The 14,228-nt window shown below is 34.1% G+C and carries 11 protein-coding genes; 3 read left to right on the forward strand and 8 right to left on the reverse strand.

Going from position 1 to position 14,228, the window contains the following annotated elements; all coding sequences use genetic code 11:
* Window positions 1–83 precede the first annotated feature (83 nt).
* Window positions 84–956 (reverse strand): AraC family transcriptional regulator, encoded by an 873-nt coding sequence (locus AC1DY0_RS01240; RefSeq protein WP_477186869.1) that lies wholly within the window; start codon window positions 954–956, stop codon window positions 84–86.
* Between the two features lie 183 nt (window positions 957–1,139).
* On the opposite strand from AC1DY0_RS01240, the gene AC1DY0_RS01245 reads away from it, so the two are divergent.
* Complete coding sequence (locus AC1DY0_RS01245) at window positions 1,140–1,544, forward strand: secretion protein (protein ID WP_477186870.1); 405 nt, start codon at window positions 1,140–1,142, stop codon at window positions 1,542–1,544.
* Between the two features lie 93 nt (window positions 1,545–1,637).
* Here the strand turns inward: AC1DY0_RS01245 and AC1DY0_RS01250 are convergent, their stop codons facing one another.
* Together AC1DY0_RS01250 and AC1DY0_RS01255 are read right to left on the reverse strand one after the other, a co-directional pair.
* On the reverse strand, window positions 1,638–2,843 hold the full coding sequence (locus AC1DY0_RS01250; RefSeq protein WP_477186871.1) for an alpha/beta hydrolase: 1,206 nt from the start codon (window positions 2,841–2,843) through the stop codon (window positions 1,638–1,640).
* 112 nt (window positions 2,844–2,955) lie between these two features.
* Window positions 2,956–6,408, reverse strand: coding sequence for a methylmalonyl-CoA mutase family protein (locus AC1DY0_RS01255; RefSeq protein ID WP_477186872.1), 3,453 nt, complete (start codon window positions 6,406–6,408; stop codon window positions 2,956–2,958).
* 317 nt (window positions 6,409–6,725) lie between these two features.
* Here AC1DY0_RS01255 and purU point away from each other — a divergent pair, with 317 nt between their 5' ends.
* On the forward strand, window positions 6,726–7,580 hold the full coding sequence (gene purU, locus AC1DY0_RS01260; RefSeq protein ID WP_477186873.1) for a formyltetrahydrofolate deformylase: 855 nt from the start codon (window positions 6,726–6,728) through the stop codon (window positions 7,578–7,580).
* 32 nt (window positions 7,581–7,612) lie between these two features.
* Here purU and AC1DY0_RS01265 read toward each other — a convergent pair whose 3' ends face one another.
* Window positions 7,613–8,656 carry a methyltransferase gene (locus tag AC1DY0_RS01265; protein ID WP_477186874.1) on the reverse strand — a complete coding sequence of 348 codons (1,044 nt, stop codon included), beginning with the start codon at window positions 8,654–8,656 and terminating at the stop codon, window positions 7,613–7,615.
* Between the two features lie 42 nt (window positions 8,657–8,698).
* A complete protein-coding gene (locus AC1DY0_RS01270; RefSeq protein WP_477186875.1) occupies window positions 8,699–9,355 on the reverse strand; it encodes a VOC family protein in 657 nt (218 codons plus the stop codon).
* 189 nt (window positions 9,356–9,544) lie between these two features.
* Between AC1DY0_RS01270 and AC1DY0_RS01275 the strand changes: the two genes are divergently transcribed.
* Window positions 9,545–10,267 (forward strand): DUF4197 domain-containing protein, encoded by a 723-nt coding sequence (locus AC1DY0_RS01275; protein ID WP_477186876.1) that lies wholly within the window; start codon window positions 9,545–9,547, stop codon window positions 10,265–10,267.
* A gap of 460 nt (window positions 10,268–10,727) precedes the next feature.
* Here the strand turns inward: AC1DY0_RS01275 and AC1DY0_RS01280 are convergent, their stop codons facing one another.
* From AC1DY0_RS01280 to AC1DY0_RS01290, 3 genes are all read right to left on the reverse strand, one after another.
* Complete coding sequence (locus AC1DY0_RS01280) at window positions 10,728–11,519, reverse strand: TerC family protein (protein WP_477186877.1); 792 nt, start codon at window positions 11,517–11,519, stop codon at window positions 10,728–10,730.
* A 226-nt stretch (window positions 11,520–11,745) separates the two neighbouring features.
* A complete protein-coding gene (locus tag AC1DY0_RS01285; RefSeq protein ID WP_477186878.1) occupies window positions 11,746–12,825 on the reverse strand; it encodes a cyanophycinase in 1,080 nt (359 codons plus the stop codon).
* 11 nt (window positions 12,826–12,836) lie between these two features.
* The gene (locus AC1DY0_RS01290) at window positions 12,837–14,225 is read right to left on the reverse strand and encodes a YfcC family protein (protein WP_477186879.1); all 1,389 of its coding nucleotides are present in this window, start codon (window positions 14,223–14,225) and stop codon (window positions 12,837–12,839) included.
* Window positions 14,226–14,228: the final 3 nt, after the last annotated feature.

The raw sequence follows: 14,228 nt of genomic DNA on the forward strand, positions 1-14,228 counted from the left end.
ACAAAATACTTATCTATAACCTCTTAAAATTAAGTTGATTTGTTTTTGTAGTATAAAAATAAATAAGTCATGAGCTTTAAAAATCACTCCATAAAAGACTTCAATTCATGTCTGTATTGCGAAGCACTTTTCCCCGTGAACGCTTTAAATGACTTATTAAAATGACTAAAATTATTAAATCCGCTTTCATAGCAAATTTCGGTAATACTCTTTGTGTTCTCCGACAAGAGTTTTGAAGCGTGAACCAAACGATAATCATTTACGAAAGCAGTAAAGGTCTTATTGGTGATTTTTTTAAAATACCTGCAAAATGAAGGAGTTGTCATGCTTACCATGCTCGAAACGGTATCCAGTTGAATAGGTTCCTGAAAATGGTCTTTTACATGATTAAAAACCACATTAATTCTATCATTATCTTGAACATGCAATTCCAACGAAAAACCATCGGCATTCAAAATAGTATATTCATTATTTGTTTCCAAAGTATTCAGAATACTAATCATGCTCAATAATCGATCAAAATTAGATTGATTTTCCATCTCCTCAATTTTACACGCAATTATTTTCTTGGTTTCTGAACCAAAAGCAATACCACCTTTTGCTTTATGTAAAAGATGCTGAATATTTTTCAACTCTGGAATTTCCAGAAAATCGTTACCCAAAAAATCTGGACGCATCTGGATTACCGTTTCATTCTTATTACCAGTTTGCTCGTTTGTAAATCCACAATGAGGCAAATTGCTTCCTATAAGAACTAGATCACCATCTGAATAATATGATATATGACTCCCTATTTGTCTTTTCCCCGAACCTCCATTAACAAAAACCAATTCGATTTCGGGATGGTAGTGCCAGAGATCCGATTTACAATTAGCGTTCTCAACATATCTGGAAAAAGTAAAAGAACTCCCAAAAGATGGGGTGATAATTTCAAGTGTTGGACTCATTTTTTTCATAGACCCATTTTTAAAACTATTCAAATTTAACACAAAACAATCCTATATTATCAAATTTTAACATACATCGTTTTCGTAAGGTTAAAATAACACACAAATAAGAAAAAACAGTTGCGTAATCAAATAGATTATCGTTCTAATTTAGCTATAGAAATTTAATTACTAATTTAAAACAACAGTATTATGAAAACGATTTTAAAATTAAGTCTGGTAGTTTTAGTGGCAATGACTACAATGAGTAGTTATGCAATCGATGGTGATTTTTTACTAAATGTAAAAAAAGGAACTGGTAAAGAAATTAGTTTTTCTGTAAATGAAATTCCAAAAGCGAATGTGACCATCTATGATAAAGACCATACAGTAATCTATTCTGAGGTTGCAACTGGGAAAGGTGGTATTTTAAGAACATACAGCCTTGAAGAATTTCCTGATGGTGTTTACTTTTTGGAAGTTGAAACCAATTTGAAAAAAGTAACACATGAGATTGTTATTTCAAAAGAAGCTTCAACCTTATCTAGAAGATCAGTCGCTGAAGTGTACAAAGGGGAATTGAAAATGAAAAATCAAAATGTGGCTACAACTAATTAATTGGGTTAGTTGAATTAAGAAAAAATACTTCGAATTTTATAGAAACAGCTCTTTTTGGGGCTGTTTTCTTTTTATATTGAAAACCTTACCTCATTACTTTTTATCATACAATTGAATCACTTTTTCCAATTCCTTACAATATAGCAATTTATCATTTTGAAAGTTTCTTTTAGTTTCTTGGGCTGTTTCATAAACCAATGCCTTTGTCATAAATTGTATTCTATCGACCATACTTTTAATTGCAATATCCTTGCTCTTTGTTTTTCTGTCTTCTAGCTTTTTAAATTCAGTCTTCCAAAATTTAAAATCATTATCACTTTTGGCAACTTTCAATTCTTTGTCAAATTGACTCAAAATGGAATTGGTAATTTCATTTTCTAAAACTGATATTTCATCTCTTTTCGAAATTTGACTCTTATATTCTTTGGATTTTTTTATTGACTCAATTGTCGCTTTTATTTTTTCATCCTTATTATCATAAATAGCGTTGCATCTATCATATTCAGCAATAGACGAAATCATCTCATTATTTCCTTTTAAACTATCGGCTATTTTTAAATTCTCATCATAGATTCTTTTAATGGTGGTTTCGTTGGATTTTCTAATACTATTTTTAAAAGCCTGTATTTCTAACCAATCAAAAGCACGAAGCATTTCTTTTTGCGATGGCCAAGTATGAGTTTGATGACTAACAAACAAAGTGTTTTTTACCATCATTTTGTTCAACCATTCTTCATTTCGAATCATTTCTTGATAATTCATATCCTTATCTCCAACCATACCTACATATGAGAAACTAGCATCTTGCAAAGCGAACTTATCCATTTCATTAAAAGAAGCTCCACAAGCAATTACACCCTGGAAAGCAACCGAAGAAACTGCTATACTACCCGCTAACCTTGCACCTCCTGAAAAGCCTGAAATATAAAGCTCTGAAGGATTTAAATTATATTCCGTTGATACGCTTTCAAACAGACGATTTGCGATTTCTAAATTTACATCGGTTGGTCCGTTTTTTGAATTATTGGAACACACCAAAATATATTTATAGGTTTCTGCAGCCAAAACAAAAGGCTCAATCCCAACTTTCCCTCTTCCTCCTGGATCAAAAATAAAAACAATTGCAGAAGGCACCTCCTTCCTATATTGGTTTGGCAAATAAACAGCATAGGATTCATTATCAGTATTTACTATTTTAACCGAATCAACAATTACTCCTTTTGGCAATAATTGTTTTTCTTGCGAATAGCTACAAATGCTAATGAGAAGTATAAAAAGATTTAAAAAAGTTTTTTTCATAATACTAATTTATAAAAATAAAATCAAAAAGACCCTTTAATGCTAAAGGGTCTTTTTTAACTTGTAATTTAAAATATAACACATTTTCTAAAATCAGAAACAAATGCTTTTTTTACATATTTCTTCTATATTGTCCTCCCACTTCAAACAAAGCTTCAGTGATTTGTCCCAAAGAACAAACTTTTGTCGCTTCCATCAAATGTCCGAATAAATTTTCGCCTTTGATCGCAGCTTCTTGAAGCGTATTCAAATGCTCTTTTACCAAAACTGCATGACACTGATGCAAATTATCTAGCATGGTAATTTGATATTGTTTTTCTTCTTCAGTTGCACGAATTACTTCAGCCGGAATTACAGTTGGAGAACCTTTGGAACTCAAGAAAGTGTTTACTCCCACAATTGGGAATTCACCTGTGTGTTTCAAAGTTTCATAATACAAACTTTCCTCTTGAATTTTAGAACGTTGGTACATTGTTTCCATAGCGCCTAGCACACCGCCACGTTCTGTAATTCTGTCAAATTCCTGTAAAACGGCAGCTTCCACTAAATCCGTTAATTCTTCAATAATGAATGAACCTTGAATTGGATTCTCGTTTTTAGCAAGACCTAATTCTTTATTGATAATCAACTGAATTGCCATTGCTCTACGAACTGATTCTTCGGTTGGAGTTGTAATTGCCTCATCATAAGCATTGGTATGCAATGAATTACAATTATCATAAATAGCATACAAGGCTTGCAAAGTTGTACGAATATCGTTGAAATCAATTTCCTGTGCGTGTAATGAACGTCCCGAAGTTTGAATATGGTATTTCAACATTTGAGCTCTTTCATTGGCACCGTATTTATTTTTCATGGCTTTCGCCCAAATTTTACGCGCCACACGACCAATTACTGCATATTCTGGATCGACGCCATTCGAGAAAAAGAACGATAAATTTGGTCCAAAATCATTGATGTCCATTCCGCGGCTTAAATAATATTCCACGTAAGTAAAACCGTTTGAAAGTGTGAATGCTAATTGCGTGATTGGATTGGCCCCTGCCTCTGCAATATGATATCCCGAAATAGAAACCGAATAAAAGTTTCTAACGTTTTTGGCTATAAAATATTCCTGAACATCCCCCATCAATCGCAAAGCGAATTCAGTCGAGAAAATACAAGTGTTTTGGGCTTGATCTTCTTTTAGAATATCAGCTTGGACTGTCCCACGAACTTGCGAAAGTGTTTTTTCTTTAATTTCATTATATACTTCCAGTGGCAACACCTGATCACCGGTTACTCCCAAAAGGAATAATCCCAAACCATTATTTCCTTCAGGTAAATCACCTTGATAATGTGGACGCTCAACTCCCTTTTGTTTGTAGATTTCGTTGATTTTATCAGCAACCTCATCTTCAAGATTATTTTCTTTTATATAATACTCACATTGCTGATCGATAGCAGCATTCATAAAGAATCCAAGCAACATAGGAGCTGGACCATTGATCGTCATACTTACCGAAGTCATGGCGTGCACCAAATCAAAACCAGAGTATAGTTTTTTAGCATCATCCAAACAACAAATAGAAACTCCTGCATTTCCAATTTTTCCGTAAATATCAGGACGAATGTGAGGATCGTTTCCGTATAAAGTCACACTGTCAAAAGCTGTAGAAAGCCTTTTTGCTGGCAATCCCGCACTCACATAATGGAAACGTTTATTGGTTCTTTCCGGCCCACCTTCACCAGCAAACATTCTTGAAGGATCTTCTCCTTCACGTTTAAACGGATACAATCCAGAGGTAAAAGGAAATTCTCCAGGAACATTCTCCTGCAAGCACCAACGCAAAATATCTCCCCAAGCTTGATACTTTGGCATCGCTACTTTTGGGATTTGTGTATGCGAAAGTGACTCCGTATGCGTAGCCATTTTTATCTCTTTGTGACGTACTTTAAACGTGTAAACTGGGTCTTTATATTTATTTACTTTTTCATCCCAATGCAAAATCAATTTCCAATTGTGTGGATCTAAATCCATTTTTACCTTATCAAATTGATTCAGTAAAAGATTTAAAAAGATTTTATTCTCTGCAACACCTGGTTTTTCAGATTCTAAAGCACTTGGCAATACCGAATCTTCATCAATTCCTGCTTTATTGATCACTGGAATTTTCCCAGAAACACTTTCTATAGTTTTGAAAACTCCATATAGTTTTTGAGCCACTTGTTCTTGACTCAAAGCTGTTACATCATACTTTCTGTTGTTTTCGGCAATTTCAGATAAGTAACGAGTTCTATGTGGCGGAATTACAAAAATCTTTTCGCTCATTTCGCGGGTGATTTGGAAAGTCGATTTCAAATCGGAATCCGTTTTCTCAACGATTTTATCCATAATGGATTTGTACAATGTATTCATCCCCGGGTCATTGAACTGGGAAGCAATAGTTCCATAAACTGGCATTTCATCTGGATTTACATCCCACAGATTATGATTGCGTTGGTATTGCTTTTTCACATCGCGAATGGCATCCAAAGCACCGCGTTTGTCGAATTTATTTAAAGCCACTAAATCAGCAAAATCAAGCATATCGATTTTTTCCAATTGAGTTGCTGCACCAAATTCTGGTGTCATTACATATAATGAAACATCCGAATGATCCATAATCTCCGTATCGGATTGACCAATACCTGAAGTTTCAAGGATTATGATATCGTATTTTGCAGCTTTTAAAACCTCAATGGCTTCAGCTACGTATTTTGATAATGCCAAATTCGATTGACGAGTAGCCAACGAACGCATATAAACTCTAGAGTTGTTAATGGCATTCATACGAATTCTGTCTCCCAATAACGCTCCACCTGTTTTTCTTTTTGATGGATCCACAGAAATCAATCCGATGGTTTTTTCTGGAAAATCAATTAAGAATCGGCGCACTAATTCGTCTACCAATGATGATTTTCCTGCTCCACCTGTTCCTGTGATTCCAAGAACAGGAATCTTTGAAGATTCATTCTTAGTATGAATTTTATCAAAAAATGGTTTGGCTATTTCTGGAAAATTCTCGGCAGCCGAAATTAAACGGGCAATAGCTGTAGGTGTTTTATTTTCTATTAAATCGAGTTCATTCGTTAATTTATCTCCGATAGGAAAATCAGAACGTTGAACTAGATCATTGATCATTCCTTGCAATCCCATCGCACGTCCATCATCTGGAGCATAAATTCGGGTAATGCCGTAGGCTTGTAATTCGGCTATTTCCGAAGGCAAGATTACACCTCCACCTCCACCGAAGATTTTGATATGACCTGCTCCTTTTTCCTGAAGCAAATCATACATATATTTAAAGTATTCGTTGTGTCCACCTTGATAGGAAGTCATGGCAATAGCATTAGCATCTTCTTGAATCGCAGTATTCACCACTTCCTCTACACTTCTATCATGTCCCAAATGAATTACCTCAACTCCTGTGGACTGAATAATTCTTCTCATTATATTAATTGCAGCATCGTGACCATCAAAAAGTGATGCGGCAGTTACAATTCGGACTTTATTTACGGGTACATACGGTTTAAGTAATTCCATTTTGTGAATATGATAATTTAAGGGTGCAATTTACATAAATTTTAAAATAAAAATCATTAAAAATAACATAAAACACAAAATATGATAACATTGTTTTTTATTAAGAAAACGGAGCTTAGTTTTCGGAAAAAATTGGTATTTTCGAGGTCTAGCCCCGATGGAAACGAAAAGCCCGGAATGGATGAAACTAGTTTTTCTTGCTCCAAAAAAGCGACTGAAAGAAGCTCTTTTGGAGCTTAGAAAAACAGTTTTATCAATGAGGACTTGCAGTGTACAGCGGGATTAGCTCCTAATTATTTTTAGAAAATTTTAAACAAATGCAAAAAATTACCATACTTATCCATTGCGAAGACAAAAAGGCGATTATTGCCTCGGTGACAAATTATATCGCTTCGATTGATGGAAATATCACTTACCTGGACCAGCATGTTGATGCCGATGAAAATGTGTTTTTTATGCGATTGGAATGTGAATTTAGCAGAGACACTTGGAATATTGAAACTATCAAAAGCCATTTTCAAACAAATCTTGCCACGCCTTTCAATATGACTTGGGCAATGTATCCTCAGGATGAAAAACCAAAAATGGCATTGTTTATTTCCAAATACGACCACTGTTTATACGATATTTTGGGGCGTTTTTGCGCTGGTGAATTACCGTTGGAAATTCCTTTAATTATTAGTAATCACGAAGATTTGAAACCGGTTGCCGAGCGTTTTAATATTCCATTTTTTCATGTTCCGTTTACCAAAGAAAATAAGGAAGAGGGCGAAAAAGCACAAATCGAATTATTGAAAAAATTTGATATTGATTTCATAGTTTTGGCACGCTATATGCAAATTATAACCCCAAATTTGATTGCGCTTTACAAAAACAAAATAATCAATATTCACCACTCTTTTTTACCTGCATTTCCGGGAGCCAAGCCATATCATTCAGCTTTCAAACGGGGAGTAAAAATTATTGGGGCCACGAGTCATTACGTTACCGAGGAACTGGATGAAGGGCCAATTATTGAGCAAGATATTTCGAGAGTTTCCCACAGCCATTCAATCGAGGATTTTATTATGAAAGGTCGCGATTTGGAGCGTATGGTACTTGCCAGGGCTGTCACCCTGCATGCCGAGCGAAAAACGATGGTATACAATAACAAAACGGTTGTGTTTTCTTAGGAAGCACAACCGTTTTGGTTTTTCACAACAATCTACTTATAAGCAATTGCCGCACTTGCAGGTCCTGTCAGCGGAACAATCGAAGTTGATTTGAATCCCACGCTTTTTGTCCATTTATTGAAACTCGAGAAAGTATAGTCAAAACCGGTTCCGGTTTCAATTAGCATATTCAGGCTCATCATCATTCCGAAAACATTTTTGGTTCGTTCATCATCAATAACGTTCTCTATGGCCACGAACGCACCTCCTTCTGGAAGGGCATCGTATGCTTTTTGGAGAAGAACCAGTTTCTTTGGTTCATCCCAATCATGGAGTATATTTCCCATTACGACAACATCAGCTTTTGGAAAAGGATCTGCAAAAAAATCTCCGCTTGCTGTTACAACCCTATCCGAAAAAGGGGTTTTTGCTATTTTTTCTTTTGCAATGGGCTCCACAACCGGAAGGTCAAAACTGGTGCACTTCATATGGGGCTGGTGCTTGGCCACCGTTGTAGACAATGCCGCGCCACATCCCCCAACGTCTGTCAAGGTTTTGTATTTTGAAAAATCAAACTGCTGGGCAAAGGCATTAAAATTACCAATTTGGATACTTCCCATCGCATTGATAAACTCCAATAATCTTTCGGGGGATTTATAGAGTTCGTCAAACAAATTGTCATCTCCTGCCTTAATTTCATTTTGCGGCAAACCTGTAAGCAAACCTTCCTCTAAATTTCCCCAAAATTGGTACAAACGATTATTCAGCATATCGAGCATTCCACCTATATAAGCCGGTTTATCAACAACCAAAAAAGCATCTGCATTTACGCTATTGGAATAAACGGCCGATTCCAAAATCCCTTTCCTGTTGAGAAATCCAAATCCCGCCAAAGCATCTAAAAAATCAAACAAATGAATATCAGTACACTTCAGATTCAACATCGTCTTTATTTCCTGTGCCGACATTGATTGCTTTTCGGCAAGCTTCGTAAATAATTGAAATTTTACTGCGGCCAGCAATAATTTTGATGCCCAAAACCCAGATCCAATTTGCATAATACTAGCCGATGATGGCTGATTGTCTTGACTTTCCATTTTTCTAACAGTTTAAATTCTACATTCGTTATTTAATTTTATTTATTCTAAAACTTCCAATATTTTAATTTCTCCTTCGTGATTAAAAACCACTTTTGTCCAAAATGATTTCGATTTCTTATCCGTTGGATACCAATCTCTATTTTCTTCCACAAGAATAAAAAGTCCCGTTACGGTTCCCAAAACAATAAATTTGGGCAATTTTGGTTGTTTTGAATACGGTGTTAATCCATATTTATAAAAAAACTCATCGCATAGTACAGCTACATTTTTGGAAACCAATCCAATCTCACTTACTGACAGAATTGAATTGCCATCAAATGGATTTTGTGAGGCGTTATCCAAATCGTTTCTCGCAATGAACTCCAGAATATTTCCGTTATTGTCATAAAAATAAAAGGACTTCGCATTCCAGTTGTAGAAATCGGCAATTTTATCGGGCGGAATTACATACATGATTTCGGTTTTGCTTTCAATCCAAGAAAAAGCATCCAACAACTTATTATTGGGTACATCAAAAGCAAAATGATAGACTGGTTTTACATTTTGGGAAGAATGAAAAGTCAGTTTCGTAGCACCTGTATTGAATGAAACACTGGAATGATCCCTATATAAAGTATCCAAACCTAAAACTTGGTTATAAAAAGCTTCTGTTTTTGGAATATCATCAGAGAGTAATTCCAATTCCTGTATTTTCATTTTTAAAAATTACAATTATTTCAATCTTAAAAACACACAAATATCTATTTTTCAATACATTACAAATATAACAAATAAAATAAAGCAATTATTACAAACAAAGCAGATCATTTTTTTTAGCATTTCATTAGGAAATTGCTCTTCATTAGTAAATATTGTTTGTCTACTTTTGAAAAAAATTAAAACAAAATGAAAAAAGCCCTACTCCTACTCCTTCTCTTACCTGCAATCAGTAATGCACAATTCAAAGGCATATTTGCAAAAGCAGCCGAAAAAATTAACGCAGTAACAAAATCAAATAATACCCTAGATATCGCAGCCGGTCTAAAAGAAGCCCTTAACAAAGGCGTTACCGAACAAGTATCAAAACTTACTGCTACCGATGGTTTTTATAAAAATGAAGCTGTTAAGATTCTAATGCCCGAAGAATTAGCTAAACTAGACAAAACGTTACGAAAAATGGGGATGTCAAAATTGGCTGATGAAGGAATATTAGTCATGAATAGAGCTGCTGAAGATGCAGTAAAAGAAGCAACACCTATATTTGTTTCGGCTATCAAAAACATCACTATAACCGATGCCAAAAGCATTTTACTTGGTAAAGAAAACGCAGCAACAGTTTATTTACAATCAACAACTGAAACACCGCTCTATTCAAAGTTTAGTCCAGTAGTTCAACAATCGATTGGCAAGGTTGGAGCAGATGTGATTTGGGCGAATATAATTAAGCAATACAACACCATACCATTTGTTACCAAAGTAAATCCAGATCTTACAGATTACATAACCAAAAAAGCATTGGATGGTGTATTTAAAATGATCACTGTTGAAGAAAAAAACATCAGAACCGATTTGAATGCCAGAACTTCAGATGTTTTGAAAAAGGTTTTTGCTTTGCAGGACAAAAAGTAAAATTCAATGACAATTTTATGCAATAGCAATGGTAATTTTACGACTTTCAAAAATTTAAAAATGTCAATTTCACACAAAACAAAACAACTCTGATAATCAATTAATTAATTTTTAAAAAAGTCAGAATATTAATATGTTAAAATTAAATTGAAAAACTTAACTTTTTAAGAAAAAGTAATAACAATTCCTTAACAACAAAACTTAAACATTATGCTGATCTTTGCAATGTAATAAACTGGTTATTTATTACTTTGGTTTTGGTTAGTTATAAAATTGCCTGCATCTATATGGTGCAGGCATTTTTTGTTTAGATAAATAACACTAATTCAAAAGATAAATCTAAACGATTAAATGTCTTAAAAACAAATTAGTCTAAACTTTCAGGAAACCGATACTATATTACATTTAGTAAAAAATTTAAAATCTGATTTCTCTATACATCTTTATATTCAGACAATTTCTAAGAATTTAATTTCTTTTGAGGAAAACAAAAAAGCAGTGAAGTTAAAATCGGCACAAAGAAAATAGCAACTGTTAAAACAGAGATGCCAATATCAGCAGTATGACTTCCTAAAAATACACTTATTGCACTTTCCGGATAAAAATGTTCCCATAAGGAAAAAGTTAATTTGAGTCCTAATAGTGCAATTACAACAAATGCTGCCGTTTCAAGAAAGCTATATTTTCCCATAAGTATAACAAACCATTGCGCAATGAATCGCATGGCTAAAATCCCGATAAATACGCCTATGCAGACTAAAATTATGTTTGGGGTAAATGCAACTGCTGCAAATACATTATCTATAGAAAAGGCCATGTCCATTAATTCGATTAAAGCTACAGTGGCCCAAAATGTTCCCAGAGAACCAACTGTTACTCTATAGAGCCAATTACTGTTTTTATCTAATGTGTCGTTATCAAAAGCTTCAGCATGTTTGCTTTTCCAATAATCATATGCCAGATAAAGTAAATAAATTCCACCGATAGGTTTTAGCCACCATATTTTAATTAAAAATGCTGCAAAAAGCATTGCTATGCCTCTAAATAAGTAGGCTCCAAATATTCCGTATTTTAAAGCTTTATCCCGTTGTTCACTTGGTAAATCCATGACCATTGTTGCTAATATTGCTGCATTATCTACAGAAAGCAAGCTTTCAATAATAATTAAATTTCCAATTATTGCTAATGAGGCTCCTGGATGAAGAATAATATCCTGCCAAAGAACACCCCATTGATTTAAAATTATTTCCATTGTAAATTTGTTAAATATTTGATTATTCATAAAAAAATGCCATTCTACTTCCTCTCATCAATTATCCTTCTAATCTGAGAAAAAACCAATTAAAAAATATCTCCAACAATAAACTGATATTTCTTTTAGAGTTGCTAAGATATCTTAAAGGTTTACACTCAAAAAATAAAAAAATGCCTTTAGCATCCACAAATCAGATAATTTATAGAGAAGTTCATCATACATATTAAAGAGCAATTAGCTCTGCTAATGTGCCATTTTCTATATACCAGTTTTTCCAAATTCCTCCATTCCCTTCTGTCCAATTGTTTAGATTAAAAGTGTTTTTACCGTCATTAGTTCCTTTAACTTCATACACAGTAATAGCTTTTTTATCGAGATTCCATTCTAAAGCTTTGTTAGGACTACACAATTCAGGTTTATTATTTGGAATATCTGTGTTTGGTTTTATAAAATAGGCTACATCCTCTTTTGCGGGATAGCTTCCAAATATTCTTGCAATTCCTTTTTCATCAATACAAACAGATGTATATTCATCACAGGCAATCCCTTTGGCTGAGATACCATAGTCCGTTATAATACGCGCTATAAATGCTATATGTCGGCCTTTTCTATTAGGATTATCATAATGAGTATCTGTTATCACATTTTTTAAAATAGAATTATCAAGAAAAGGTTCGTTCGAAACCGTTAGTTTTGAATCAAAAGGATTCTGTAATGCTTCTGAAGACGTTATTGTTCCCTTTTGAGCAGAAAAATAAAAACCTCCTTGAATTGCCATTCCTGCACTTGTACCTCCAATAACAATGTTATTTTGTGCAATTGCATCGTTTATAGCTTTTGAAATCGGACTATTTCTCCAATAGGAAATATAGTCCCATTGGTCACCACCAGCAAACCAAATAGCTTCAGCATTTTTTATTTTAACAAGAATATCACTATCTGAACTGGCGGCACTATTTTTAAAAAGAATAGTTTCAACAGAATTTACTTTTACTCCTAATGATGAGTACAAATAAGAATTATAGCCATCAGTACCCGAAGTTCTTAGAACTAAAACATCACCTCCATTTGCTCTTTTCAGGAACCATTTCATCGCTTCATCATTCTCTGTAGCACCTCCCATCAGACAAATTCCTCCAAGTGCCTTATTTTTACTGTCGGTTTTATTTCCAATAAAATAAGATGTATAGTTTTTAACTGTAGGCACTACTGCTTCAGGCAACGTTGACTCAGGCACTTTTGAATCGTTGTCTGAAGCGCATGAACATAATGCCAGTAAACTAATACATACAATTGTTTTCATCCTTTTTGTTTTTACCATTTAAATAAATATAATGGAGGAAGTAACAACAACATCGACGCTATTAAAAACACTAGCATTCTTGGCAACATCCATTTAAACCATTTACTATATGGTATTTTGGCGAGTGTAAGAGCTCCCATCGTAACACCACTTGTTGGAATTATGAGATTGGTAAGACCATCACCTAGCTGAAAAGTTAATACTGCCATCTGTCTGCTGATACCTGATACATCGCAAATTGGGATAATGATAGGCATAGTTAATGACGCTTGTCCAGAACCTGACGGAATAAAAAAGTTTAAAAAGGATTGAAAAAAGAAGATACATACAGCAGAAATTACTGGCGCCGTATTTTGGGTAATGGTTACAATTGAATTTAGAATTGTATCTATTATTTTCCCGTCTTGTGAAATAATTAAAAGTCCCTTGGCCAAACCAATTACCAAAGCGGCTGTCATCATATCCTTGGCTCCATCCACAAAAGCATCTACAGCCTTAGATATAGGCATTCTATAAATAATGGAAACAAAAATAGCCAATGCTAAAAATAAACCCGCAATTTCATTAATGTACCAAGCATAATTGCTTACTCCATAAATAAGGATAACAATAGAAGCCAAAAGAGCCAACAAAACGACCTTTCTTGAACTATTTAAATCAAAATCTGATGTATCAATATTACTTTTTTCATTCTCACTGTTAATACCAAACAATAAGCTTTTCTCGGGATTTTTTTCGATTTTCGATGCATACTGAGTTATTACTGCACAAGCAATACTGGTCAAAACAAACCATACAAAAATTCGGTATTCCATTCCGCTAAAAATTGGGATTTGTGCTATACCTTGTGCTATACCAATGGTAAATGGGTTACTGAATGCACCACCAAAACCAACACCAGTTCCTACTATTGGTATGGCTGCTCCAACTATTGCATCATATCCCATTGCTTTTGCCATAGGAACAGTAATCAAAATGAAAATTAAAATTTCTTCACTCATCCCAAAAGTAGCTCCTGCAAATGAAAATAATATTATTAAAAAAGGAAGAACTAAAATTTTGTATTTGGGCCTTTTTTGACTGTATTGAATTACATTAAATAAACCAGCATTTATAGCTCCGGTAGTGTTTATAATGGCAAAAGCACCTCCAACCAAAAAAACAAAAGCAATAATTTGTGCTGCCGAAATAAATCCTTTGATGGGAGCAAGTAAAAATGCTTCGATACCCTGAGGAATCGCTCCTACATGCTTATAAGAGCCTGCAATAATTTTTTCGGTGTTGTTAACAATAGTCCTGTCAAATTCTCCCGCTGGAATTATCCATGTTAAGCCAATAAATAGAACAGTTATCGCTAAAATTATAGTGATTGTGTCTGGGAATTTTTCTAATATTTTCATCTT

The organism is Flavobacterium sp. P1_E4 (genome assembly GCF_056405915.1).